The 25,822-nt window shown below is 66.3% G+C and carries 24 protein-coding genes; 10 read left to right on the top strand and 14 right to left on the bottom strand.

From position 1 onward, the window contains the following. Positions 1–11: 11 nt before the first annotated feature. Complete coding sequence (locus CEX88_RS10290; RefSeq protein WP_094293392.1) at positions 12–1,304, bottom strand: alpha/beta hydrolase; 1,293 nt, start codon at positions 1,302–1,304, stop codon at positions 12–14. A 197-nt stretch (positions 1,305–1,501) separates the two neighbouring features. Here CEX88_RS10290 and CEX88_RS10285 point away from each other — a divergent pair, with 197 nt between their 5' ends. From CEX88_RS10285 to CEX88_RS10265, 4 genes are all read left to right on the top strand, one after another. Next, a complete protein-coding gene (locus tag CEX88_RS10285) occupies positions 1,502–3,241 on the top strand; it encodes a DUF4407 domain-containing protein (protein ID WP_094293391.1) in 1,740 nt (579 codons plus the stop codon). Between the two features lie 140 nt (positions 3,242–3,381). Beyond that, complete coding sequence (locus tag CEX88_RS10280; RefSeq protein WP_094293432.1) at positions 3,382–3,939, top strand: class I SAM-dependent methyltransferase; 558 nt, start codon at positions 3,382–3,384, stop codon at positions 3,937–3,939. Between the two features lie 667 nt (positions 3,940–4,606). Next, entirely contained in the window at positions 4,607–4,960 is a 354-nt protein-coding gene (locus CEX88_RS10270; RefSeq protein WP_094293389.1) for a Fe-S protein, read from the top strand. Positions 4,961–5,023: 63 nt separating this feature from the next. Then, on the top strand, positions 5,024–5,899 hold the full coding sequence (locus tag CEX88_RS10265; RefSeq protein ID WP_094293387.1) for a hypothetical protein: 876 nt from the start codon (positions 5,024–5,026) through the stop codon (positions 5,897–5,899). 31 nt (positions 5,900–5,930) lie between these two features. On the opposite strand, the gene CEX88_RS10260 is transcribed toward CEX88_RS10265, so the two are convergent. The 6 genes from CEX88_RS10260 to CEX88_RS10235 form a co-directional block, all read right to left on the bottom strand. Beyond that, complete coding sequence (locus CEX88_RS10260) at positions 5,931–6,947, bottom strand: TIGR03617 family F420-dependent LLM class oxidoreductase (RefSeq protein WP_094293386.1); 1,017 nt, start codon at positions 6,945–6,947, stop codon at positions 5,931–5,933. Positions 6,948–7,114: 167 nt separating this feature from the next. Beyond that, entirely contained in the window at positions 7,115–7,765 is a 651-nt protein-coding gene (locus CEX88_RS10255) for a DUF2293 domain-containing protein (protein WP_094293385.1), read from the bottom strand. Between the two features lie 83 nt (positions 7,766–7,848). Next, positions 7,849–10,185, bottom strand: coding sequence for an AAA family ATPase (locus CEX88_RS10250; RefSeq protein WP_094293384.1), 2,337 nt, complete (start codon positions 10,183–10,185; stop codon positions 7,849–7,851). An 80-nt stretch (positions 10,186–10,265) separates the two neighbouring features. Continuing rightward, positions 10,266–11,630: a flavin monoamine oxidase family protein gene (locus tag CEX88_RS10245; RefSeq protein ID WP_094293383.1), complete on the bottom strand. Its 1,365-nt coding sequence runs from the start codon at positions 11,628–11,630 to the stop codon at positions 10,266–10,268. 176 nt (positions 11,631–11,806) lie between these two features. Continuing rightward, complete coding sequence (locus tag CEX88_RS10240) at positions 11,807–12,046, bottom strand: hypothetical protein (RefSeq protein ID WP_126315891.1); 240 nt, start codon at positions 12,044–12,046, stop codon at positions 11,807–11,809. A 172-nt stretch (positions 12,047–12,218) separates the two neighbouring features. After that, a complete protein-coding gene (locus CEX88_RS10235) occupies positions 12,219–13,094 on the bottom strand; it encodes an SUMF1/EgtB/PvdO family nonheme iron enzyme (protein WP_094293381.1) in 876 nt (291 codons plus the stop codon). A gap of 84 nt (positions 13,095–13,178) precedes the next feature. Here CEX88_RS10235 and CEX88_RS10230 point away from each other — a divergent pair, with 84 nt between their 5' ends. From CEX88_RS10230 to CEX88_RS10210, 5 genes are all read left to right on the top strand, one after another. Continuing rightward, entirely contained in the window at positions 13,179–13,598 is a 420-nt protein-coding gene (locus CEX88_RS10230) for a pyridoxamine 5'-phosphate oxidase family protein (protein ID WP_202931437.1), read from the top strand. A 405-nt stretch (positions 13,599–14,003) separates the two neighbouring features. Further along, a complete protein-coding gene (locus CEX88_RS10225; protein ID WP_066849749.1) occupies positions 14,004–14,207 on the top strand; it encodes a cold-shock protein in 204 nt (67 codons plus the stop codon). A 229-nt stretch (positions 14,208–14,436) separates the two neighbouring features. Beyond that, on the top strand, positions 14,437–14,886 hold the full coding sequence (locus CEX88_RS10220; protein WP_094293380.1) for a DUF5994 family protein: 450 nt from the start codon (positions 14,437–14,439) through the stop codon (positions 14,884–14,886). Between the two features lie 8 nt (positions 14,887–14,894). Further along, entirely contained in the window at positions 14,895–15,698 is an 804-nt protein-coding gene (locus CEX88_RS10215) for a transglutaminase-like domain-containing protein (RefSeq protein ID WP_094293430.1), read from the top strand. 150 nt (positions 15,699–15,848) lie between these two features. Next, the gene (locus tag CEX88_RS10210) at positions 15,849–16,976 is read left to right on the top strand and encodes a fatty acid desaturase family protein (protein WP_094293429.1); all 1,128 of its coding nucleotides are present in this window, start codon (positions 15,849–15,851) and stop codon (positions 16,974–16,976) included. A 13-nt stretch (positions 16,977–16,989) separates the two neighbouring features. Here CEX88_RS10210 and CEX88_RS26040 read toward each other — a convergent pair whose 3' ends face one another. After that, the gene (locus tag CEX88_RS26040; protein ID WP_094293379.1) at positions 16,990–17,127 is read right to left on the bottom strand and encodes a hypothetical protein; all 138 of its coding nucleotides are present in this window, start codon (positions 17,125–17,127) and stop codon (positions 16,990–16,992) included. Between the two features lie 224 nt (positions 17,128–17,351). Between CEX88_RS26040 and CEX88_RS10200 the strand changes: the two genes are divergently transcribed. Further along, positions 17,352–18,461 carry a glycosyltransferase gene (locus CEX88_RS10200; protein ID WP_238382028.1) on the top strand — a complete coding sequence of 370 codons (1,110 nt, stop codon included), beginning with the start codon at positions 17,352–17,354 and terminating at the stop codon, positions 18,459–18,461. A gap of 71 nt (positions 18,462–18,532) precedes the next feature. On the opposite strand, the gene CEX88_RS26505 is transcribed toward CEX88_RS10200, so the two are convergent. The 6 genes from CEX88_RS26505 to CEX88_RS10175 all read right to left on the bottom strand — a co-directional run bounded on the left by CEX88_RS26505 (position 18,533) and on the right by CEX88_RS10175 (position 25,758). Beyond that, a complete protein-coding gene (locus CEX88_RS26505) occupies positions 18,533–18,655 on the bottom strand; it encodes a hypothetical protein (protein ID WP_274381102.1) in 123 nt (40 codons plus the stop codon). 210 nt (positions 18,656–18,865) lie between these two features. Next, positions 18,866–20,500, bottom strand: coding sequence for a fatty acyl-AMP ligase (locus CEX88_RS10195; RefSeq protein WP_094293378.1), 1,635 nt, complete (start codon positions 20,498–20,500; stop codon positions 18,866–18,868). A 397-nt stretch (positions 20,501–20,897) separates the two neighbouring features. Continuing rightward, positions 20,898–22,652 carry a sulfatase family protein gene (locus tag CEX88_RS10190; RefSeq protein WP_094293377.1) on the bottom strand — a complete coding sequence of 585 codons (1,755 nt, stop codon included), beginning with the start codon at positions 22,650–22,652 and terminating at the stop codon, positions 20,898–20,900. Further along, positions 22,649–23,095 (bottom strand): SRPBCC family protein, encoded by a 447-nt coding sequence (locus CEX88_RS10185; RefSeq protein WP_094293376.1) that lies wholly within the window; start codon positions 23,093–23,095, stop codon positions 22,649–22,651. Before CEX88_RS10185 ends, CEX88_RS10190 begins: the two co-directional genes overlap by 4 nt. Positions 23,096–23,136: 41 nt before the next feature. After that, on the bottom strand, positions 23,137–25,425 hold the full coding sequence (locus CEX88_RS10180; RefSeq protein WP_420799209.1) for a TPR repeat domain-containing protein: 2,289 nt from the start codon (positions 25,423–25,425) through the stop codon (positions 23,137–23,139). Between the two features lie 9 nt (positions 25,426–25,434). Next, on the bottom strand, positions 25,435–25,758 hold the full coding sequence (locus tag CEX88_RS10175) for a WXG100 family type VII secretion target (RefSeq protein ID WP_202931436.1): 324 nt from the start codon (positions 25,756–25,758) through the stop codon (positions 25,435–25,437). Between the last annotated feature and the right edge of the window lie 64 nt (positions 25,759–25,822).

Raw genomic sequence — 25,822 nt, 5'->3', positions numbered from 1 at the left:
CCCTCCGGACGTCACGTCGCGGTGAGGCGTTCCGGCTCCGCCCCCTGCTGCCAGTTCGTGTAGATCTCGGCCAGGAAGTGCTCGACAGCGACCGCCGCGTGGGCAGCACGGGCCGACCCGAACATGTCGAAAGCATGCTGCGCGAACGGCAATTCGGCGTACACGACCGGCTGGGTGCTGACGTCGCGCAGCTTGGTGACGAACGCCCGCGCCTGCTCGACGGGCACCAGCGAGTCATTGGTGCCGTGCAGGATGAAGAACGGCGGAGCGTCGGCGGCCACGTGGTTCACCGGTGACGCATCGGCATACGTCTCCAAGCTCGACTTCTGCGGTTGTTTGATCACCATCTGCTCGAGCAGCTCCGGCATCGACGGATGCATCGCGTCGTCAAAGCGGGTGAAGTCGTAGACGCCGTAGAACGGGACCGCGGCCTGCACCCTGGTGTTGACGTCTTCGAAGCCCGGCTGATACCGCGGATCGTTGGGCGTCAGCGCCGCCAGCGACGACAGATGCCCGCCCGCCGAGCCGCCGGTGATCGCGATGAAATCGGGGTCACCGCCGTACTCGGCGATGTGCGTCTTGACCCACGCCAGCGCGCGTTTGACGTCGACGATGTGGTCGGGCCACGTGTTGCGCGGGCTGTGGCGGTAGTTGATCGCCACGCAGATCCAGCCGAGCTCGGCAAGGTGGCTCATCAGCGGATGTGCTTGCCCGCGTTTGTTTCCCGTCACCCAGGCGCCGCCGGGGATCTGGAATAGCACCGGCGCTTTCCCGTTCCGGTCGAGATCGGGACGCCGCCAGATGTCGAGTTGGTTGGCGCGGCTGTATTCGCCGTAGCTGATGTCGCCGTCGTGGGCGTAGTTGCGGTAGATCCGCATCATCCGCAGCGCGCCCGGAGTCTTGGCGGTGCCGCCGCCGGCAGCTCGGCGCCACAGACCCGTCGAGTCGGTGCGGCGCCGCGTCCCCAAGCCCTTGTCGAGCGCGGCGGTCAGTGGAGCGGCGGCCTTATGACCCGCGCGGCTGAAGTTCAGCAGACCGATCGCAGAGATGGCGGCCGTCACCCAGGCGATGATCCGCACCGGACGGGTCAGCCGACGAGCGGTCAACGCCAGCCCGCCGATCTGGCTCACCAGCGTCTGCAGCGGGAACTCGCTGACCACCAGGCCGAAGCCGAACGAGAAGATCGACGGGTAGCCCTTACGCGCCAATGGTCGGTAGCCGTTGAGGGTCGAGGCCGCGGTCACCGCCGTCACCACCAGCGCCGCGACCTGCCGGGCGATGTGGAGGATTCGATCCTTGCGCATTCGGTCACGATACGAGGCGATGCCGCCGCGGCGTCCTCCGGAACGGACAGGCACCGTCGGCGTATGGGAGACTTTCGGCATTCGCATCGGCGTGATGGTGCGATCCGCGGGGGGTTCCGCCTGGTGAACAGCACCGACATGGTCGTCGGTCTGCGCCTCGTCACGCCTGGTAGAGCACGGAAGATGTTGGAGTTTCCATGTCCGCCCACAGAGCATCTCAGCAGAACCACGATGTCTCACCGATTGCGTCTGCGCTCATTTGGCTCGGCGGCGGCGATCGGCGTGACCTGAGCGCCCGCCATGAGCAGTCGACGCTGGTCAGCGCAGGTGTGGTGGTGCTGGTCGGCGCGCTGCTGGCGTGGCTCGTGGCGGCCGTCGCACTGCATTCGTCGACCACCTGGCCGCTGATGGCCGTCATCGCGGTGACGTCGACGTTCGGCCTGCTGGTCGGCGCGGTGAGCCGTGTGCTCGCAGCTGGGGCGGTCCGAGGCCCCGGCGTGGTGGGACGTGCTGCCGTCGCGGTGGCTGTCGGGCTCGTCGTCGGTGAGCTCGCTGCCGTCGTCGCGTTCTCCGGATCGGTCGATCGGCTGCTCGAGGAGCGGGCGGCGATGGCTGCCGACGGAACGCCCGCGGTGACGAGAGCGGCGGTCGACCTGGACCGAAGTCGTGCGGCGCGCGATGGGCTCGACGCGGCTGTGGAGCAGGCGGTGCAACGCCGCCAGGAAGCGCTCGTGGTGGCGCGCTGTGAGTTCAATCCGAGGCCCGACTGCCCCCAGACATTCATCACCGGTGTGCCCGGCGCCGGGCCGGAGAACCGGACGGCCAACGACTTCCTCGCCGACGCTCAACTCGCGCTCGACGCCACGCTGGCCGAACGGGACCGTCGTGCGCCCGAGCTCGACGCTCAGGTTGCCGACGCCGAGCAGGCGCTGTCGCAGGCCCGGCAGGCCGCGGCGGCCGGCGCGGATCGCGGGTTGGGCGCGCGGTGGGTCGCCATGAACGATCACACGCTGGGCGAGGCTGGTGCGCTGATGCTGCGCCTGCTCGTCGACGCGTTCTTCGTCCTGCTCGCCCTGCTGCCGCTGATCCTGCGGCTGTGGCGGGGGGAGACGTCGCAGGATCGCGGGATCGCCGCCGATGTCGAGCGCGATCGAGCTGAGCTGCAGGCCGACACGTCAGTCGCGGTGAAACGGGCCGAGGTGCGCGCGGCCATCGAGAACATGTGGGCCGAGCAGCAGCTGGCCAGCGCCCGGATGGCCGTCGAGGCGCAACTGGAGATCGACCGGGAGCAGCAGCGCCGACGAGTGATCGAGGCGATCGAGCCGGCTGTTTCCGCACGCGCCGAGCGCATCATTGAACCTCAGGATGTGTACTTGCCGATCGCGGCGGAGGCCGAAGCGGCCAGTCTCGTTGCGGCCGAGGCACCTTCCGTCGAGACGCCTGAGGTTGTCACACCCCAGAACCTGCCCGCGCCGGTCGACGACGACCGTTCGGTGGAACCTGTGGGTGAGGCCGTCCGCTCGCTGATTCCCGGAATCCCGGATGTCACACGCGCCGCCGCGCGTTGGATTCGTCCGCTGGTACCGCCGATCATCGCCAACGCGATAGACACCACCACCAAGCCGCTGCGGGGTGTGCGGCACATCCTGGAGGAGACCGAGGAGATTCACTTCTCGATGCGCCGCACCCGCAAGGTGAGCACCCACATGGAGGAGGGTGCAGAAGTTGTGGATGAAGGTGATTCCGATGCGTTGGGTAGTGCGAGAGCGACGACCGTCCGAGACGACGATCGCGAACACGGCTATGGCCGGATCGGCCGCGGTGCGGAACACGCATCCGCAGTGACGAGAGGCGAGGGGCGCGGCGAACTCGCCGGCGGGGGTGCGCGTGAGCTGCGCGGACATCGCGGTCCTCGGGAACTCCCGCCCGGGCGTTAGCTTTTCGCCGCTGCGCGCATCTGTTCGTTTGAAAGCGCAATGTCGGTGAGCATTCGGATGAAGCCGTCGCTCCCTTCTTGGGAATCAGCACGCACTTGACCTCCACCACCCAGGTGAGGGCGCTGCGTACGCTGAGCGGCGTGAGCGAGCAGGATCGCATCCGCTGGGAGGAGCGGTATCAGAGCCGCGAGGCGCCGCGAGTGGTTGCAGCCGAGCTTCCTGCCGTGTTCGCTGCGTTTGAGAACGAGTTCCCGACCAGGGGACGAGCACTGGACGTGGCGTGTGGGTTGGGGTCAGCGAGCGTGTGGCTGGCGCGTCGCGGGATGGATGTCTGGGGAGTGGACATCTCGGCGACAGCCATCCGTCGGGCGCGGGATCTTGCTGCACGTAACGGCGTCGGCGATCGATGCCGGTTCGACGTCGTCGATCTCGACATGGGCCTGCCCGTAGGCCCGTCCGCTGATGCCGTTGTCTGCCACCGATTCCGGGACCCGCGTCTTGACCAGACGATAATCGAGCGGCTTGCGCCCGGTGGCCTGCTGGCGATCTCGGCGCTGAGTGTTGTCGGCGCCGGGCCGGGCCGCTTTCGGGTCGCGCCGGGGGAGTTGGCCACCGCGTTCGCTGAACTCGCGGTGATTGCCGAGGGAGAAGGTGACGGCGAAGCGTGGGTGCTGGCACGAAAAGTGATGCTCGCCTGACGGCTCCAGTCCCGTCACCCTAGGCGTTTGGTTACCGTGCCGCCCCCAACCTTGGTCAGTCTCAACGTCAGTCACTGCGCGGGGCGGGATGATAACCGGATTATCACTCAAAGGTTCAATCACGACACCGACATACCGCATCTGCTCAATTAGGCTGCTTCTGCCCCCATCAACCTTGTCGTCGACAGCATCCAGACGAAATCCGAGGGCGGTGGCCCTCGTAATATCCCTCGCTGCAGCTGCCGTGCTACTGCGGTCGAGTTCCTCGCGCGCATAGGGCTTAGCACTTGGCGTCCTCGGGTCGTATGCGGTGGTGCTCGTCGGCGGACTCATCTACGGAATCTGGGTGATTCAATGGTGAGCGAATCGGCGCGGGCCTCCGTGCGACGCTATGGACCAGCGACATTCACTGCGGCACTGGCAAATACATTCGTGGCAGGCCGTCGCGACGTGGTACTTCATCCCGTGGCTCGCGCTCGCGGTATTCGCTGTGCCTATTCTTCTCGTTGACCTGGCAATCGGTGTAGTCCTGATGACTCGTGCAGGTGTACGGGGGCAGATCGGTCGGGGAATGCTGATCGGGCTGATCGCGGCACCGCTGACCGTGCTGCTCTTCCTCCCCGGTCTGCTGCTCGTGCAGGGGCTTCCCTAACGCTAAGCTCCCTCCATGGAGCTACTACGCAATGTAGTTGTACTGCTGCACATCGTCGGCTTCGCGATCACCTTCGGCGGCTGGGCGGCCGAAGCCCTGTCTCAGCGCTTCCGTACCACCCGCGCCATGGATTACGGTCTGCTGCTCTCACTGCTCACCGGACTTGCCCTGGCCGCGCCGTGGCCTGCCGGCGTCGAACTCAACTATCCGAAGCTCGGCATCAAGCTGGTCATCCTCGTGATCCTCGGCGGGCTCTGTGGCATGGGCAGTGCCCGTCATAAGCGCACCGGCAACCCGATACCACGCCCGATGTTCTGGTCGATCGGCGTGCTCTCGTTCACCGCCGCAGCCATCGCCGTGCTGTGGTGACCTAACCGGTTCAGCAAACCAGCGTATCGATGAAATGTCAGACGCACCCGGAATAATGGTGTAGTGACGCAAACTGCAACCGAACGCCTTCACATCGTCGAGGGAGCCGACTGGACGGACGCGGTGATCACTCTGCTGGAGGATCGCTCGCCCTACCGGCCGTGGCGCTACGGCTTCGGCGAAGCCCACATCGGCGACCCGGTGGCCATCGTTTTGAACACCGATCCACCGTCGGTGATGACGCGACTCGGCCGCATCGGTCTCGACGGCCGCTTCGACCGCGCCGAGATCACCTGGGGCCTGCCCAGCCCCGGTTTGGTGGACCTCGGCACGCTGGCGCGGGTGGTCGGGTTCGCCGACGACGAGGACCCCCGCATGGTGTGGCAGCTTCGCGGCGACGCGGCCGCTCGCATGTTTGTCGCGCTGACCGACTGCGACGCCGACGGCAAGCGTTGGACGCGGTTCGGCCACTCCAGCTTGGCCGCGGCGGCCACCCTCCTTCACTCCCGCGGACGGTGCACCGGATGCGGAGCCGTCCTCGACCTACTCGGCGAGCGTGCCCGCGACGCCTTCCGCATCCGCACGGTCGACTTTCCCCAGCGACCGCAACCGCAGCCGGTTATCATGGAGGCCACCAACGTGCCGAGCTACTTCTACGGGCCGATACCCGACAAGTGTTGGCTGCCCGAGCTTCCCGCCGATTGGCCCGGCGTCCTGTGCCTGCGCTGCGACACCGCCATGCGCGACGGTGGCTTCACGAGCTTGATCGACTATCTGTTCGCGCAGCATCCGCGGTGTCCGTACTGCGGCGCCCAACGGACGCAGAGCGCGCAGTTCGGGCACGTCTTCCATCTGGACTTCCCGCCGTGGGACGACTACCGAGGCTGTGTCCGTCAAAACGACGACTGGACCTGCACCGTATGCGGCAGCCAATGGTGACCCAATCGAGGCGAGTCCGCTGGCCGCCCCTCTATCGAGCCCGAATGCGCTGCGCCACCTCGCCGTAACGCTCGAATCGCTCCGGATCGGCCAGCGCGTTGTAGAGCACCACGCGTGACGCCAGACCGCCGTACCGCGACATCAACGCGTCCGCCAACCCGTCCCACGTCGACTCCGTGGCGAACGTCGCAATGTGCTCGTCCGTGATACAGGCCGCCATGCCCTGGTAGTCGCCGGCCTTCTGCTTCTCCCGAATCCGCGCCGTCGTGCCCTCGAAGCCCGCCTCGTCCCAGATGAACGCGTAGTTCGGCGTGCTGCCGTAAAAACTCATGCTCGTGCGCACCAGTTCCCGCTCGCGCTCGCGCTCCTCATCGGTGTCTCCGACGATGGTCATCACCGGCACGATCACCGCGATATCCTCGGCAGAGCGTCCCGACTTCGCCGCGGCCTCAGCCAGATTCGGCATCACATGCCGACCGATGTAACCCGGCTCGCCGAGTGGATGCACGTGGATCCCGTCGGCCACCTCGCCCGCCATTCGCAGCATCCACGGGTTCACCGCCGCCACATCGACCTTCGGATCCGGCGCATCGATCGGGCCCGCGCTCCACTGCGGCGTGATGAAGTCCAGGCTGTAGAAGTCGCCGCGATGCTCGAGCTTGCCCGTCCGGAACGCATGGAAGCACGCCTTCACCGCCAGCACATAATCGCGCAACCGCGGACCCGGACGCTCGAACTCCATCCCGTAGCGGCGCACCACATGCGTGCGCACCTGCGTACCCAGGCCCAGACGGAATCGCCCGCTCGAGGCCTCCTGCAACTCCCACGCCGTCGCCGCCGTCACGAACGGGCTGCGCGGAAACGCCACCGCCACACCCGTCGACAACTCCAGCCCCGGCGCGGCCTGCGCCGCCACCGCCGCGTTCATGTACGGCGTGCGGCCGGTCTCGGTGAACAGCAACCCGTTGAAGCCGGCCGCCTGGGTACGCCGGGCCAGCTCGCCGATGTCCAGTAGCGGTTGCGGGGTGGTCATCACGTCGACATGCACAGGTGGCACCCTACCCCTGCGCGCAGTCCCACCGGCTGTCCGGCGCGTCGGACCTTTCCCTTGCAGCTGGAATCCTCACCGGCGTCACCCTTTTCATCGTCGATCCTGCGCTCAGGGGGTGGTTTTCCTTCGATTTCGCGCCCTCAGCGCGGAGACAACTGCCGTGGTCAAGTGTCGAGCAGTGACACGCCGTCCCGCCAAGCGCGAAGCACGTTCTCGACGCGGTCGAACACTTGTGTCCTGGCGGTGTCAGGGTCGACACCCGCCTTCACCAACTCGTCGTAATGGGTGTCGACATGAAGGATCGACGCCGTGACCGCTCGACGGACCGCGTCGGGCCCGATCTCGAACGTGGTCAAGCGTTGGCGGCTTCGACCACGCAATCTGGCGGCGGTGTGCAGCGCGATGGCGTCGGCACGGTCGGTCGGACAGCCAGGGAAGTGTTCCCGGATCCTTTCAGCAATACCGTCGCTGCCGCGTACACCGGCGTCAGCGAGGCTGGCCAACGCCGCCGCCTCGATCGCTGCCGGCTCGGCCAGGATGCCCTGCCGCTCGTACATGCTCTGCCCCCGATAGCGGAAGCGCCGAAGGCTCTTCTGCATCACGACGACCGGCGACCGGCTGAGCTTCACCGCGCGCCTGGTGAGCGCGGCGCTGCCTGCGGGCAGGAACTCCAGATGGGCGAACCCGGCGCAGTCGAGGCACATCGCACCGGACGTGGTTCTGAGCAACACGTCAGACGCGCCGGCGCATTTGGCACACTCCGTCGCATCCGGGACCTGCTCAGCATGCCTGACTCGTACGTCTCCGCCCGCCATGCGCCGACCGTACGTCGACGGTCCGACACGACCAACCGACCTTGGCGCCAGTTGCGGACATGGTGCGACTGAAACTTGGGCGGTCAACGATCAGCAAGCCAGGCGAAGAACTCCTCGGCGGTGAACACCGGCTTGCCGTACTCCTGTGCTTTGCGCGCCTTGCCCGATTGTGTGCCCGCCTCGGCCGTCACCAGCACTTCGCACCGCGTCTTGGTCACCGATCGCACCGGCTTCAGGCCGGCCCTCTCGGCCATTCGCTCGATCTCCTCGCGCTCCACCACGCGACCGGAGGGATCGAAAGCCGTTCCGGTGAAACAGATCCGCGCCCCTGGCACCATTGCGTATTCGATATCATGCCGCGTCACTAACGATGCGTCGCTCGCCACGTCGATGCCCAGCAGCGCTGACGCGTTGTGCAGCCGGGCGACAACCTCGTCAGGCAGCAGCGCGCGGGAAGCGGCCGCCCGCAGTTGATCAGCCACCGCCGACCGGGCTGCCGCGTCCCATGACGAGTCGAGGTCTCGGTGCACCGACGCACCGAGCATCACGGCCCCCACGTCGCGGCTGATCCGCAACAGGGCGGACAACCCGGGCAGATGATCGGCTGTAGGCGTCGGCACGTCCGGGTCGCGACTGACTAACAGGCCCGAAACCGATTCCGCCGGTTCGGGTTCCTCGAACGCCGTCGAGCCGGTGTCGACGTCGGCGTCCGCGTGTGCCGCCAGCGCCGACTGCGCACGCTCCAACGCACTCCGCCCTGACACGCGGGCTTTACGCAGCTCGATGCCCAACGGCATCGGTGCCACATGTCCGAGCCGCTTGAGCTCGAAGTCGATCAGCCCCAGCGTCTCGTCCACCTCCGGTCCTACGGGCGTGCAGCCCGCCAGCATCGGCGCGATCACCGCCCAGGCTTCGCGCAGGGTCGGTGCCAGCAGCACGTCGGAAACGCCGATGCCGTAAGCACTTCGCGCATCGGCGAGATCACGCTGCGGGTTGATCAGCGTCGAGACCGCGGTGCCGTCGTCGAAGGCCACTGCCAGTTCCACCGGCCGGGGTCGAGACATCCGGCCTTCGTCGCCGACGGTCAACATGCCGATCGCGCAGTACTTGCGCGCCGTGGCGCCGCTGACCGAACTGCGGAGGAACCGGGCGATCCGCCGGTCCGTCTTCAGATCTTTCGGCAGCACAGGGCGTTTGAGCACCAGGCCGGCCAACGACGTGCAGCGGCTCAACGCCACATACAACTGTCCCGTCGAGAACATGCCGCCGGTGAGGTCGACGACGACCCGCTCCAGCGTCTGGCCCTGGCTCTTGTGGATCGTGATCGCCCAGGCCAGCTTGAACGGCAACTGCGTGAACGTGCCGATCACCTCACGCCGCAGCGTCCCGCCGTCGACCACCGGACGGGTGGCCTCCCATGTGAACGGCGTGACCTCCGCGCACGATCCGTCGGCGAACTCGACCTCGACGACCGCGCCGTAGCGGTCGTAACCGACGCCGACTACGCGTCCGATCGAGCCGTTGACCCACCGGTCGCCCTGGTCGTTGTTGAGCATCATCACCTGCGCGCCGACCTTGAACCGCAGCTCGTCCTCGATCGGTTTGTCGAACAGCGAAAGGTCGCCGGACTCCTGGGCGCGGTGCCGCATCTCGTCGCCGGGCAACCGCTCCAGGTGTTGACGGTTGCGGGCGGTCACCAGCCGGTTCGTCGGCGCCAGCGTCAGCCAGAATTCGTCGTCGGGTGGTACGAAGTCCTTGTCGGCGCGGGCGTTGAGCTGTTCCTGGGCGTGGCCCAAGAGCACGCCCTCACGGATCTCGTTGAGGATGGCCGTCATTCGGTCATCACCCAATTGGCGGAACACCGTCGTCAACGAGATTGTGGGGAAGTCGTCGCGGTCGAACTTGCGGGCCGAGAAGAAGTACGGGGTGTCGTAGACGGTGGTGAAGTAGCTTTCCTCGCCGTCGCCCACGACCGGTGGAAGCTGATACAGGTCGCCGACGAGCACGATCTGCACGCCGCCGAACGGCGCTCCAGGTTCGGGGCCGTAGCGTTCGAGTGCGGTGGCGACCATGTCGAAGACGTCGGCGCGGACCATGGACGCCTCGTCGATGATCAACGTCTGCAACGACGCCAGGGTCTTGGCGAATCGGCCCGGCCGGTACTGACCGCCGGTGACGTCGTGAAGCGTCGTCGTGGTCCGGAACCCGAAAAGCCGGTGGATGGTGTAACCGTCGACGTTGAGCGCCGCGATACCCGTCGGCGCGACCACCACGACGTTGCGGTCCGTCTCCGCCATGAACCGACGGATCAACGTCGACTTGCCGGTGCCGGCCTTACCCGTGAGGAACAGGTGCTTGCCACCGGAAAGGAGCGCCAACGCCTCGCGGAACTCGTCGGTGAGGATCAGTTCCCCGCTCACGGGTGGCACAGTACCCGCGCGCGCGGAAGCTAGGGACCCGACGCTGTGGAGGTCCGCTCTTGAGCCTCGTCAGTCCGCGGTCAAGCCATCGCCATCGCCTCGCGGGCCATGACCTCGGCCGCGGCGCGCTCGCCGGAACGCACGGCGCCGTCGATGAACCCGTACATCACCGCTGAAGTCTCGGTGCCTGCCCAGTGGATCCGTCCGCACGGCTCACGCAGCGCGGGTCCGAACTCGGTGAGCACACCCGGCGGGGCGTGCGCGATCATCCCGCCACCGGAGTACCGTTCGATGGTCCAGTTCTGTTCGACATAGTCCACCGGTGAAAGTGCTTTGTCTCCAAGCCGTTCTGCGACAGCACCCAGCACCGCGCTTTTGCGTTCGTCATCGCCGAGGTTGGTCAACCGGCGCGCTTCGGGACCCTCGGTGATCACTGTGAGCATCCCGGGAGTGCCGGTGTCGGTGCACGAGTCGATGGTCAGGCTCGCCGGCGATCCGGGGCCGAACGACTGCCCCGACAGGCCGTCGGCTCGCCAGAACGGCTCGTCGAACACCAGCGCGATCTTGTAAACCGCCCCGCTCGGCATGCGTTGGTGGAGGAACGATCGGTCGGCGGGAAGCGTTGGCTCATAAGCGATCTGGCTTGCTATCGAGATCGGCACCGCGATGATCGCGCGACGTGCGTTGACCACCATGTCGTCGGAGCGCACGATCACCCTGTCGGCATTCTGCTCGACGCTGCGCACCGGCTGCGACAGGTGGATGACGTCACCGAGCTCGGCTGCGACCGCACGATGGATTGCGCCCATGCCGCCGACCGGCCGCGCGTCCTCGGCCGCGTCCTTGACGCCCAGCACGAAGCTCGGTCCGCCGGCCGACGCCATCTGGTACAGCACGAACAGCAGCGAGATCTCTGATGCCGCAGACGTATACAGTCCCGCGACGGCGCTTTCCAACAGTTCGCGGGCGGGCTTGGACAGCGTGTTCCTGTCCAGCCACGCCGCCCAGCTGGTCTGGTCCCACCTCTGCGCCTTGCGTGCCGTCCACGGCGCCTCCACCGGGATGGCCTTGCACATCTGCGTGAGCTCGAGAAAAACCGTGCCGATGTTGGCGACCGCCCACGGACTCATCGACAGCGGAATGGTTCCGGTGTAACGGTACTTCTTGCCGTCGACGAACATCATTGCGTCACCGTCGGTGTACTGCTTGTAGCTCGGCACCCCGAATTCCTTCATGAGCGCGTAGATCGCGTCCTGTCCGGGACCGATCCACGCGCCACCGCGATCGATCCAGGCCCCGTCGTCGCGGACCTCGGTAAAGGTGCGACCGCCTACGCGGTCGCGGGCTTCCAGTAGCGCCACCGAATGGCCGGCCTGCTTCAGGCGCAATGCGGCAGTCAGGCCGGCGAATCCGGCACCCACGACGCAATAATCCACGTCTGCCATGACAGCCCCTTCGATCGATTTGCGCGGGGCCGGGCGGCCGGGTGCAAGCCTCGGCGCGCCCTCATGCGGGTGCGAAGGCATTTAGACTCAACGCCTGATTGTCGCTGCTGTCAATAAACTGTTGCGTCGGCAAAGTTCTTGCGGGTGCCGTTGATTCAGGCGGCGAGAGTCGCGGCTCATGCGGTCGACGCTTCGGCCCGCAGTCCTTCGTACGCCGCGCGCACCAGTTCCTCGTCGGCAAGCCGCGGCCGCTCCAAGTAGGCACCGGGAATCAATAAGGCGATCTCGTCGCGCAGCGCCCACAGCGTGCTCCGCGGGGGCAGATGAACCACGAACCGGATCCGCTCACACCCCGCCTCGTCGCGGACCCGGCGTACGACGTCGAGGATCGCCGTGTCAACCGAGTCTGCACGCACGGTTCCAGTCCAACATCGGTATTGCGAGCAGGCCGAATAGCGGAGCAAGGGCCCGCGCGGACGGGCCAGTGCGATGGCGACCGATGTGATCATGCCCGCACTGTATGCACCGGGTCCGACAAGTCAGGTTCGCGTGTGTATCGAGGCGCCGCGAAGATGTTGTCGCACAACGTCACGCGGCGACGCAGCGGAATCCGATGTGCGTGGTGGCGCTGTCCTGCGACTGAGAGGACCGAGCGGCCGGCCGGTAGCGATGGCAGTACTCGGGTGCGCACAGGTGTGAGCCGCCCTTGAGCGTCTGGAATTTCGACGGGTCGCCGGTGGGCGGTGCGCAGCAGCCCGACTTCTGGGCGTCGGGACGGTGGCGTGGCGCGTACGGCGTCGTCGTCCATTCCCAGACGTTGCCGATCATGTCAACGAGACCGAATGCGTTGGGCGGGAAGGTGGCCACCGGCGAGGTGCCTACCCAGCCGAGCGCGCCGTCGTTGCGGTACGGAAAACGGCCCTGCCAGACGTTGGCCATCAAGCGTCCGTCGGGTTGCACCTCATCGCCCCAGGCGTACCGGGATCGGGATCCGGCTCGCGCCGCGTACTCCCACTGCGCTTCGGTCGGCAGGCGGCGGCCCGCCCAGGCGGCGTATGCCGACGCGTCCGGATACGCCACCTGCACCACGGGGTGGTCAGGGCGATCGTCGATCGAGGATTCCGGTCCGAACGGGTGGCGCCAGCTGGCGCCCGGCACCCAGGTCCACCATTGCCGCCAGTCGCGAAGGTCGACCGGACCGCGGGTCCGGCGGAAGACGAGTGCACCGGGAACCAGGTCATCGGGCGAGGCGCCCGGATAGGCGGCGGGGTCGAGCTCCTGCTCGGCGAGGGTGACGTACCCCGTGTCGGCGACGAACTCGGCGAACTGCGCGTTGGTGACGGGGTGGCGCTCGATCGAGAACACTTCGACAGTCACCTCGTGGACGGGCGCCTCCTCCGGGTAGAAGTCGGCCGATCCCATCGCGAAGGTGCCCGCGGGCAGCTCGATCAGGTCGGTCAGCATCACATCCAGGCTAGGCGCTGCGATGAGGACCGCGACGCGAACCTCGGCGGGAATGTGATCGTGGTCGCACCGGTTGTCTGAGCTATGGCCAAGATGACGACCGATGAGCGCGAGAAGTTTCTGTCCGACGTCCACGTGGGCGTCATCGCCGTCGAGCGCCGCGACCGGGCGCCGCTGAGCGTTCCGATCTGGTACGGCTATCAGCCCGGCGGTGAGGTGCTGCTGTGGACGGAGTCGGCGTCGCTCAAGCACCGGCTGATCAAGGACGCCGGCCGGTTCTCGATCACCGCGCAGGACGAGGCGCCGCCGTATCGCTACGTCACGGCGGAGGGCGACGTCGTCGGTATCGATCGGGCCACGGATGCGGTGGTGCGCGAGATCGCCATCCGCTACCTCGGTGACGAGGAAGGCAATGCCTTTACCGACCAGAACCTCACCCCGACGTCGGTCATCATCCGGATGCGCCCGCAGCGCTGGTTGAGCTTCGACTACTCGACGGAGTAGTTGTCTTGCGGACCGCGAGCGTGCGTGCTTGCAGTCGACACACCGTGAATTCTCGGCGGTTTGCGCACCGTCGCGATGCCACGAGCGTGCGCTCAGTGCCTGTAGATATACGTACGCATTGATTCGCGTTGGCGAGTACGGTTTTCGGCCATCGTTCGCTGTAGAAGAGTTGGCGATTATCGCCGTCGTCTGAACACTCGTCCGCGAGCATTCGTTACGGCGTTGTATGCAATCAACCACCTTATGCGCACGCTCGCGCCGCCTCGAGCGTGCGCAGACTGTCGAAATTCCGCGGCGTGTCGGGTGCAGACCCGCACGCTCGCGGAACGAGGTGAGGGGTGGGCGTGATAGCGTTTCACGTGGATGTTTATCTACATCCGTTCAGAATGAGAGAAGTTGAAAAGTATGACACAGGGAACTGTGAAGTGGTTCGACGGCGATAAGGGCTTCGGCTTCATCGCTCCCGACGGCGGCGCGAAGGATGTCTTCGTTCATTATTCGGAGATCCAGGGAAATGGATTCCGGTCGCTGGAGGAGAACCAACGCGTTCAGTTCGACATCGAGCAGGGCGCCAAAGGGCCTCAGGCAATCGGCGTAACCGCCGTCTAGCTTGCACGACGACTGTGGGCTGGTGGGAATTCCCACCAGCCCACGTTTCGTATGTGGGTCCGAAGCGAAATCTGCTGTTGCCCAGGGGATTTGAGTTCGGGACGGTGATCACGGGCCAAGTCGCGTAGGCTGAAGGTCTATCGGCGATATCTCGCACGCGACCATCTGAGATCGTGTCGTCACCGATCTGAGTGATTGAGCCGTTCGACGGCTCAGACAGGACCATCCGATGGCGGTACAAGAAGCCCCCACAGTCTCCGGCCGACGACACGACGGGCCTGAGAGCACCCCGCGATTGCGCTTGAAGAGCAAAGGGCCGACGACTGGCTATGTCGACGGGGCTTGGTGGCCCCACAGCGAGGATCTTCAGAAGGAGCTTCCCGACCTGCTCAGCGTTCTTTCGGTTCGTCTCGGACCGGTGGCTCGAGTGATGTACAACCTCGCCGAGTGGGCGGAGGCGCCGCGGAAGACGGTTGTGAAGGGGCGAGTCGTTCGTCTCGACGGATACCAACGACAGCCGGCTAACACGATCGCGGTGTTGGACGGCAGCGGTAGCAGGATCACCCTGATGGTGGTTCCCGCCGCCACCGAAGCCGATTTCGCACACACGATCGCGATGGCCGCAGCCACGCCCGGCAACGTGTCGACGGTGAACTCCCTCCTCACGTCCGGCTCGTGATTCAGCTCATGCGGCGACAGGTCGGGGTCGAACTCCAGGTCGAGATCACCGATCCGACCGAATTGGAATTTCAGATCGCCGTCGCCCCGCATCCGAATGCCGAAGTACACGAGCAGCTTTCAATTCTTCTCGACGGCAAACCCGTCGAACCGACCGAGATCAGCGGCGCACATGGAAACCGCATACACACCCTGTCCGTGCCCACAGGCACGTTGACGGTGGAGTACGCCGCGACGATCGTCGGCCGGACGGATCCCGCGCCCATCACCCCCTACGACCGGTTGATGTACCTGCGTCCCAGTCGCTACGCGGAGGCCGACAAGTTCTACGGTTTCGCCGCGACCGAGTTCGGTAGTTACCTCAACTCGACGACCCTGCTCGAGAACGTGTCCTCCTGGGTCGGCACCCGCCTGAAGTATGTCCCCGGCTCAAGCGACCCGATCGACGGTGCGGCCGACACACTGCTGGCCGGCGAGGGGGTGTGTCGCGATTATGCGCACCTGGTCGTGGCTCTGCTGCGGGCGGTGAACGTCCCGGCCCGGGTGGTATCGGTGTATGCCCCCGGGCTGTACCCGATGGACTTTCATGCGGTCGCCGAGGCGCTCGTCGACGACGCCTGGCGCGTGGTCGACGCGACGCTGCTGGCACCGCGCCAGTCGTTGGTGCGTATCGCCGCCGGACGCGATGCCGCCGACATCGCCTTCCTGACCAACCACAACGGCGCTATCACGCTGGACAAGTTGCTGGTGACGGCGGTCGTCGACGGCGAGCTGCCCAACGACTCGATCGACCAACTGGTATCGATCGGCTGACACCGCGCCGTCGCCCCGACGATTTTTCTCTAGACTGGTCGCAGCCGACGTGCTGCCGTTGTCTTTCGTCGATTCCGGCCGGTGGTCCGCCGTCAACCAATGGTTCGTACACGAGCCTGCTCCACCACCCGCACGAACACAGGACACATTTTGGCAATCACCGACATCGGTGCCTACACCCACTTGACCGAAGCGGACATCGAGGCCCTCGGTGTCGAGTTGGACGCCATACGCAGCGATATCGAGGAGTCGCTCGGCGAACGCGACGCTGCCTACATCCGGCGCACGATCTTGTTCCAACGGGCGCTCGAGGTGGCGGGGCGGTTGCTCATCGGCGTCAGCCGGTCGCGCACCGGCTGGCTCTTCGGTACGGCGTCGTTGGCGTTCGCCAAGTGCGTCGAGAACATGGAGATCGGCCACAACGTGTCCCATGGGCAATGGGATTGGATGAATGATCCGGAAATCCATTCCACTACCTGGGAATGGGACATGGTCGCTGTCTCGGCGCAATGGAGGTACTCGCACAACTACCGCCACCACGTGTTCAGCAACGTGGTCGGTGTGGACGACGACCTCGGGTTCGGCATCATGCGGATCACGCGCGACGAGCCCTGGCAACCGGTGCATCTGTTGCAGCCCCTGCGAAACCTGCTGCTGGCGGCCATCTTCGAGTGGGGTATCGCGCTGCACGGCGTCCATTCCGAACGCGACCGCGCAGAGGGTGACACCGTGCGGGTCACGCGGGAGAGAAGGAAGCTTCTTCGCAAGATCGCCCGACAGGGTGTCAAGGACTACGTGGTCTTCCCCGCGCTGAGCGGACGGCGGTGGCGTCGCGCGCTGGCCGCGAACGCGTTGGCGAACCTCATACGCAACCTCTGGACATATGTGGTGATCTTCTGCGGCCATTTCCCCGACGGAGCCGAGAAATTCACCGCCGACGCCATCAACGAGGAGAGCCGCGCCGAGTGGTACCTGCGGCAGATGCTGGGCGCCGCCAACATCGACGCCGGTCCGTTACTGGCGTTCTCGACCGGCAACCTGTGCTACCAGATTGAACACCACTTGTTCCCCGACCTACCGAGCAATCGCCTTGGGGAGATCGCCGTGCGCGTGCGTGCCATCTGCGACAAATACGACCTGCCCTACACCAGTGGCTCGCTCGTGCGTCAATACCTTCTGACGCTGCGCACGATCCACAAACTGGCCCTGCCGGACCGCTTTCTCACGGCGACCAGCGACGACGCCCCAGAAACCGCTTCTGAGCTGAAATTCGCCTGACCAGAAGGCTGGCTCAGCGCTTGCGCAGATCGCCGACCGCATCGGCGGAGGCCGCTTTGGCGGCGGCTTTGGCGTGCTTGTCAGCCCGTTTCTCCTTCAGAGACTTACCGGACTTCTTGGACATCGCTTGCCGAGGAGACTTGTCAGACATCGCTGGCCCCTTGATTGCGGGGGCCTGGATGGTCCCGATGCCAAGACCCTACCCCTGACTTCTTTCCAGGGCCGTGCCCGGCGAAGTCGAGCGTTTCTGCGGGTGTAGCCTCGAGGAGTTGGGAGCCCAGCCATTCCGGAACGGGTCAGCCGAGTTCCGCTGATCTGACCGAGCGACTTGCTCATGCCGGACACGCCGGTACCAATCCTTCAGTTGGGACCGCCTTGAACGCATCGCCGATATCTGTCCTCGGATCGAATTCCGCTCAGCGCCAACGCAATCCATACCGCACACGCATCAGCATCCTCGGTACACCCGCACCGGAATACTGCGCGTTGGCCCGGTTCACCGCCGGTCTGTCCCGTGCGCTGAGCGGCCAGGGGGTCGACGTCAGCGTCGTGGGGGATTCCGCGAGCCCGCATTCGAGCGATCAAGCGCTCGACCAGGCCGACGTCGCGGTCGTCCACCATGACTTCTGCGTCGGCGCCGACGATGTACTCGACATCGTCGACGGGTTGTCGATCCCGTCGATCGTCATCGTCGGCTCAGTCCCGAAAACGCCGACAGCACACCAGACGTCGGCGCTCGAGGCGATCGTCGGTTCCGCGGCCCACGTCGTCGTGATGTCCGAATCGGCACGGCAGCGGCTGTGCCATGACTATCAGGTCGACCGCCGTAAGGTTCGCGTGATCCCGCACGGCGCGACCGTCCCCGCCACGATCCGCACGAAGCGCCCCAGCAGACCCACCATTTTGACCTGGGGCTGGTTGGCGCCAGGAGACGGCGTCGAGCGCGTCATCGAGGTGATGGCTTCATTGAAGGACGTACCTGGACGCCCGCGGTACCTCGTCGCCGGTCCGACACATCCGCACGTGACGGCAGCCGAGGGTGAGGCATATCGGGAAGCCAGGATCGACCAGGTAAACAGGTGCGGCGTCTCGGATTCGGTGACGTTCGACGCAGGCTACTACGACGGAGCCATGCTGGCCACGTTGTTCCAGCAATGCTCGGTCGTCGTACTGCCCTACGACTCCACGGAGCAGGTAGCCTCCAGCGTGCTGGTCGAGGCGATCGCGCACGGCAGACCGGTGGTGGCCACCGCCTTTCCGCACGCCTCTGAACTACTCACAGGCGGGGCCGGCGAGGTCGTCGACCACGACGACTCCGCCGGACTTGCGGCGGCGTTGCGCCAAATCGTCACCCAGCCTCGTCTCTCGGGCGCGATGGCCGCCGAAGCGCGGCGCATGGCCCCGGACATGGCGTGGCAGGCCGTAGCAGGTGCCTACATGCGACTCGCCCAGAGTCTCCTGACCCCCCAACGGGTGCCGGTATGAGGGTCTGCCGGATCCGTGGCCGACCGGGGTGATGCAGAGATGCACGACCACGGTCCTTCGTGCAGCTCTTCCTACTGGACGCGGTCGATCTCGTTGACGAACCCCACCGTGGCCGCCCACGCCTCGATGGGCGGTGTACCGTCGCGGAGCTGCTTCAGCGCGATGCCGAGCCGTCGACGCCGGGTATCGCCCACGCGGCGAACTGCGCCACATCCGCGAGCAGATCGTCATCTGATGTGCATCCGCCACCAACCCGGTCACCCCGCATGGCCGGCGTACAGGTCGGCTTCGTCGGCGTCGCGATGTGCGGCCGACAGCTCGGCCTCCGAGGTCGATCGCCGTCCGGGTTGCGCGTCGTAAACCGCCAGGGTGGATTACGAATTTACCCTTCGCGCGCGGCGGTATCAGCTCACGAGCGCCAACGCGTGTGCACGCCGCAACTTGCCGGACGGTGTCTTCGGGATCATGCCCGGGGCGAGCACCACGACGTTGCGGGGTCTCACGTCGACCTCGGCGAAGACCTCATGCGTGACCTGCCGCTCCACGCGGCGTACCTCGTTGGGGTCCTCGAAGTTCTTGCACTCGACAGCCACCGCAAACGATTCCCGCGACAATCCGGCATCCAACCGCACCGCCACTGCACAGCCGGGCCGCACCCCGTCGACGCGACCGGCGGCACGTTCGATGTCGGTCGGATAGATGTTGCGACCGGCCATGATGATGACGTCCTTGACGCGTCCGCACACCACGATCTCGCCGTCCTCGGTGAGGTAGCCCAGGTCGCCGGTGTCGTACCAGCCGCGTTTGTCCTGCGCCGGGATGAAGCCCGCAGCGGTGGTGTAGCCCCGGGTCACGGGGTCGCCACGCACTTCTAGGACGCCGACGCCGCGTGGAGGCAGGTCTGCGCCGTCCTCGTCGATGACCCGTACCTCGAGACCATCCAAGGGCCGGCCGAGCCTGACCAGCCGACGGGTGCGACCCTTGCTCGCGGGCACCGCGCGGTGCAGCACTGCCAGCAGGTCGGCGTCGACCTCGTCGACCGCCATCCCGCGGCCGCATTCGGAAAACGACACGGCCACCGTCGTTTCTGCCATTCCGTATGCCGGGACGATCGCCTCGGGTCGCAACCCGAACGGTTTGCCCGCCTCGCAGAGATCCTCGACGTCTTGCGGGTCCACCTGTTCGGCGCCCGAGAGCGCCCAACGCAGCGACGACAGGTCGTACTCGCCAGGTGTGGCCTGCCGTCGTAGCCGCTTCGCGAACAGCGTGTAGGCGAAGTTGGGCGCGGCCGTCATGGTGCCCTTGTATTTGTGAATCAGCTTGGCCCACAACAGCGTATCGTTCAGGAAGTCGACCGGTGTGATCTTGACCAGCTCGGCGCCGAAGTACATCGGTACGGTCAGATAGCCCGTCATCCCCATATCGTGGAAACAGGGCAGCCAACTGACGATTACGTCGTTGTCGACGTCGAATTCGCAACCGACCGTCATGGCCTCGGCATTGGCGACGATGTTGGCGTGGGTGATCTGAACGGCTTTCGGCGAACCCGTCGACCCCGACGTCAGTTGCATCAGTGCGACGTCGTCGTCGGTGGTTTCCACCGGGTCGATGGAAGCGCCTGTCAGCAGTGTCTCGATGGTCAGCACCGTCATGCCCAGCCCCTCCAGCACAGGGGCGGCGGCCATGAACGGGTCGCTGATCACCACGGCCTTCGCGGAGATCATGTTGATGACGGCGGTGGTCTCGTCGGCCCAGCGCAGCAAATCGGTGCGGGGAGTGGGTTGGTGCAGCATGGTCAGGCTGGCGCCGCGCATCCAGGTGCCCTGGGCGGTCGGCGCGATCTCCACCGGCGCGCCGGCCAGCACGGCGATCGCGTCGCCGTGTCCGATACCCGCCGCGGCCAGCCCGCCCGAGATCCGGCTGGCCCGTTCGTTGACTTCCGCCCAGGTATGCCGCACGGGGGCGACCGGCTCACCGGTGACCATCCCCCTGGTGCTCCACCGGGCGTTCCGGTACATCGTCTCGGTAAATTGACTCACTAAAGATCCTTTAGCCCGCGACGTGACGACGCCGTATGTAGGTGTTGCGGTAGCCCGGCAGCGGTTGCTGGACGATTTCGTCTACCTAGGTGATCCGTCGCTTCGGCCGAAGCGAGGTGCGGAGCTTGTCAGGCATCCCGACTGTACTCACCTCGGGAGCGCTGGTGGTGGCAGCGCGCCGCGTTACGGCTGAGGTGGTGGCTGTGCCATTGTCGGCGGGGAAGTCGGATCGCCGCCGTGACGATTTCCGCAAGGCTGGGATATCAACCCGAGAAGAACGGTACAGGCTTGGTTCGGCGGTCAGCAAACATTTGGCAGAGAAAGTCAACTGCGCCGGAGTCACCCGACCCCGAAGGTGAACGGATGGCGGGTTCGAGTCGCGGATCCCGCCGAGGATTCACATTCGGGAACGGCGCGAGGTGTACGGCCAGGGACTGTTGCGCTCCGGGATGGATTCCGCGCGGGCCTGCTTGAGCTGCATGCGCAGGTGCTGACGCAGGTCGTGCAGGTCCGGATCGGTCCACCGGTTACGGGCCTCGGTCGGGTCGTCGGTCAGGTCGTACAGCTCCCACTGGTCGTCGAGCGGCGAAGTCCGATAGGCCTCGCCGCCGATGCCGTTGGCCGCGAGATGACGCACTCCCGGCTCGGTCCACGTCGCCGGATCGTCGAACGTCCGCACCAGCTTCCACAGATGCCCCTGGCCGCCGGCCTGGTCGACGCGCACCACCAGTCCCTCAAAGTTGGACGCGACGTGCGCCGGAACCCGAATCCGCAGAGGTGCAGGAGGTTTCGTCGACATCTTCAGCTTGCGGGCCATACCGGATGCGCCGGTATCACCCTCGAGCACGTTGTCGCGGGTCATCAGGTACACCGCTCGCGATTCGTCCACCGCCGCGCCGTCGACCACCGGCATCAGATTGCGGCCCGGCAGGTCGTGCACCTCGGAGAAGGTCTCGGCCAGCTTCGCCGCCGCCGCCTCGACGTCGACACCGGCGGCGCCCAACAACGTCGGGACGATGTCCACGTGCGACGTCGGCGCCGTCACCGTCCGCGGCTGCGTGGCCTGGTCGCCGATCCGCGCCACCACGAACGGCACCCGCGTCGCCTCGTCGTACAGGTTGAACCATTTCTGGTGCAGTCCGCCGTGCGCGCCGAGCAGGTCGCCGTGATCCGAGGTGCGGACCAGCACCGCGTTCTGCGAGCCACCCTCGGTGACCGCGCGTCGCACGCGATCGATCGGGGCGTCGACCTCGGCGTGCAGCCGGTAGTACAGGTCCCGGTACCGCTGGGCCTGACGGGTGTAGGTGCGGTCGATGGCCGGAGCCGGTCCGTAGCCCGAGTAGTAGGCCTCCCGGTAGGCGATCTGCGCGGCGGGTTTGGTCGACAGGTCCTCGTCGGCGGTCGGCGCCGGCGGGATCGGCGGAGGGTCGAGCGGCGACGGGCGCACCGGACTGCGCCGTTGCCACGCCGGGAACAGCACGATGTCGTGCGGGTTGACGAAGCTGGCCACCAGCAGGAACGGCCGCATGGCGTCGACGTCTCCCGCACGGCGGCGGTCGTAGCGGTCCCGCAGCCACGCCACCACGCGGTCGGCGATCAGCGGATCGCGCCGGAGCCCCGCGTTGGCCAGTGGGGCGCCGTGCGGTTCCGGGCCGACCCAACCCGAAAACCCGTACGGTCCAAGCGGATCGGCGTCGAGGTAGCGATGCACCGCCTTCGGGTCGACGACGCCGTCGGCGTCGTTGGTGGCCAGCGGCTCACCGGTGGCGGGGTCCGTCAGGTCGGCGTGCGAGATGTGCCACTTGCCGTCGTAGTGCGTGTCGTAGCCGGCCGCGCGGAACCAGTTGCCGAGCGTGGGCACCTCGTTGGGGCGCAGCCAGCGCATCCGGGAGTCGTCGGCGGTCTTGCCGATGCCGTCGGTCTGGGTGACGCCGTGCAGGTCGGGGTACTGGCCTGTGAAGATCGTCGGGCGGCTGGGCACGCAGGCCAGCGATCCGGTGTAGTGCCGTTGAAAGCTCACGCCGTGCTCGTCGAACCACTTGCGACCGGTGAGCGTCTCTCGGCGCCAGGCGAGGACGTCGGGTGCCTCGTAAGGCGGAACCGCGCGCTCCTCGTCGGTCATCACGATGATGATGTCGGGCCGATCTGTCATGGGGTGTTCTCCAATCGCTTCGCCAGCGCGGCGAGCATCTTGTCGGATCCGCGGGCCAACGCCCGGCTGGCTAACCGTTCGACGAGTTGCTGCGTTCTGCCGCGGCCCTTGCGCACGGTGCTGGTGATCGTCACGACCGTCTCGCCACCGCTGGTCGGTTCGAGTTTCCAGCGGTTGCTGACCGTGCCCAAGACCTTGGGCAGGCCCGCGATCTCGTAGGCGAGGACATACTGCGGATCGCATTCGGTGACGGTTTCGACCAGGGTGTTGCGCCCGATCTGCACGCGCCGCGCCGTTCCGACCAACGCGCCGTCCGGACCGCGCGTCAGGATGGAGGAGTGATCGACGTCGAGCCACGACGCGATGGCGCCGAAATCGGCGAGTACATCCCAGATCTGCGTCGGGCTCGCGGCAATGACGCGGCTGCGGTCGGCTTCGGCCACGGCCCCACCGTACGTGAAACTTACGACGCCGTCAGGCGAACCTATCCCGTGTGAGCCGGCGGGCGGGGCAGGGCGTCACGGTAGGCGTCCTCGTAGTCCTCGATGCCGATCTTCACCGTCGGATCGATTCCGTTGAAGTAGGTGGTGAGCGCGGTCCGGAAGTCGGCGAAGCCGTCCTCGAGCGGTTTGAGCTGGCCGGTGCCCGGATCGATCAACCCGGCCTCGGCGAAGAACCGCGGATCGCCGATGTTGTTGTCGAGCAACCGCTGGGCGACCGCATACTGCAGCGCTTCGGAACTCTCCTGGACGATATAGGTCGGGTCGTTCGGCACCGGCGCATCCCCGACGAAGATGTCGTGCAAAATGTCGCCGCCGATCTTGTCGTGCCACTCGAGAAATGTTTTGACACCGGGGATTTCACCGCCGACCGTCTTGGCGAACTCGAACCACTCTTGGCGGCTCTCATACGCGCGGACCTCTTGCAGGTTGCCGTACTTGATCGCGTCGTTGTCGGCGATGTTGGCACCGGAGTCGATGATGCCGCGCAACGTGCCCGCCGACTGCAGATCCGCGGTGTCGACGGTGCCGCCGTCGATGACGGACTGCTCGAAGTTCGCTTGGTACTGCATGCCGTTGAGGTAGGCCTGACTGTTCAGGGTGGCGGCGGCCTGGGGGTCGGTGTCGATGACCGCGAAAAGGTCCCGGGTGACCGGCATCTCGGGATTCTTCAGATCGTCGAGCGGTGCGAACCCGCGGGTGTTGTCGAGCGGATTGCCCAGCATGTCGTCGATATACGGCTTGTTGGCGTCGGCGAGCGCACGCGCGAGGTCGGGATTGACCTGTCCGAGCGACTGTCCGTCGGTGCCGGGAATGTCGAGCAACCGCGGGGAGTTTTCCCCGGCCCACTTGTCGACCGCGTGCATGGTCTGTCCCGCCTGCTCGGCCTGGAACGCCTGGGTGGGATCGGCCAGGTCCGTCGGGACGGCGCCGGTGCCGGTGCCGTTGAGCAGATTGCCTGCCGCCGCACCGTTGTCGGCCCAATGGTGGGTGAACAGGTCCTCGATGAAGCCGCCGTTGGGCGTCTTGCCGTCCGCTCCGGCCAGCGCGTCGTGGACGGCCATCGGGTCGCGTCCTGCGGCGTTGAGCATGTCCTGCACGGTGGGGTCCACGAGACGCTGGCCCAGTCCGATGTCCTCTTTCCAGGCGATGTCGGGTGCTTCGTGCATGTTCTGCAGGATCTGCTCGGACTTGTCCAGCAGCGCGTTGTCCAAGGCGGTGCCCTGCTGCAGCTTGGCGTCACCGGCGGACACGATCGCAGCGACATCGCGGTATTCGTCGAGGTGCGGGAACGGCTTGTACGGGTCGGGCCACTCGAGGGTGGGGTTGCCCTTGTCGTTGGTTCCGGCGGTGGGGGCGGTGGGTCCGCGCAGCGGCGCCTCGAATGTTTCGCGGATGCCCGACGGCAGGTTCTGCATGCCACCGCGGGTGGGTACATAGCCGGCGTCGCCCGGTTTGGCGTCGGGGCTGGCTCCGGCGACGGTGATGTTCTCGTTGGACACCAGCTGCAAAGCGTCGGCGACACGTCCGCCGTTCGGGCCGAGTTTGTCCATCATCGCGCGAATCTCGGCGGGGCTCTTGCCATCCAGCGACCGCGACAGCTGGTTCAGGTAGTCCATCTGGCTGGCCGGCAGCACCAACTCGCCGCGCGCCAACGCTTCCTGCTCCTGCGGAGTCAGCGTGGTGTTCTCCTGAAGGCGTGCGAGCTCTTCGGGGGTGAGCTCCCCGTCCTGCAGCGATTCGCCGTCGGCGCTGCCCTGCTCGGCGGGCGTGTCCGGATCGCCGCCGGTGGCCGCGGACAGCACCCGGGCCAGGTCGCCGTCGACCTCTTCTGCGGCAGCCAGCACCGCGACCGCGCGGTTCTCCACCTCGGCCATCTTCTTCTCGAGCTGCGCGATCTCCTCATCGGTCCACCCGGTCGTGTCGGGGGGAGTGACCGTGCCGGTGTTCAGGTCGAGCTGCACCGCCGGCGCGGCGGCCGCGTAGTCGATGAGGCTGTTGAGGTCGTTCTTGACCGCGCGGGCATCGGCCGCGGCTTTCTGAGCGCCCAGCGACACCAGAATCGCTTCCTTCTGCGTGGTGTTGAGCTTGGTGGCCGACTGCTCGATGGCCTGCTGCGCGGCCTCGCCGGACCGGCCCTTCCACGTCCCGAACACCGAAAGATTGCGCAGCGCCTCGGCCGTCTCACCGCTGGTGCCGGCCCGGTGCGCCGCCGCCTTGGACACCTCGTCGATCTGCTCGGGTTGCCAACGCGCAACGTCGGCCAACGTCATGTCCACGGGTCAGAGCCCCATGGTGCCCAGATTCGCTCCCGTAGAGTCGATTTCGGTAGCGGCGTTGTCATCGGTGCGGACATACTTCTCCGCTGCCGAGCGCAGATCCTCGGCGTGTTTGAGGAGTTCGGTGTAATGCGCGGCGGACTCCTCTTCCCACTTCGTGGTGGTTGCTGAGAGTCCCGGGGCGCTCGATCCGATCCAGCCGGGCGCGGCGGCGCCCATTCGCTCGTGCGCGGTGCCGTGGGCAGACCTGAGGCTGTCGGCGGCCGCGTTGACGTGGTCGGCGGCCATCCGGACCTCCAACGGGTCTACCCGCAGATTGTCGCTCATTCGCCTTTCCCAACGCTCGCCGACGGTCCAGGGGACACACATGTTTGCCGGCCAACATTACCAT

The organism is Mycobacterium neumannii (assembly GCF_002245615.1).
GTDB lineage: Bacteria > Actinomycetota > Actinomycetes > Mycobacteriales > Mycobacteriaceae > Mycobacterium > Mycobacterium neumannii_A.
The sequence above is the reverse complement of the archived record's forward strand: the minus strand, read 5'-3'. Positions and strand labels throughout refer to the sequence as shown.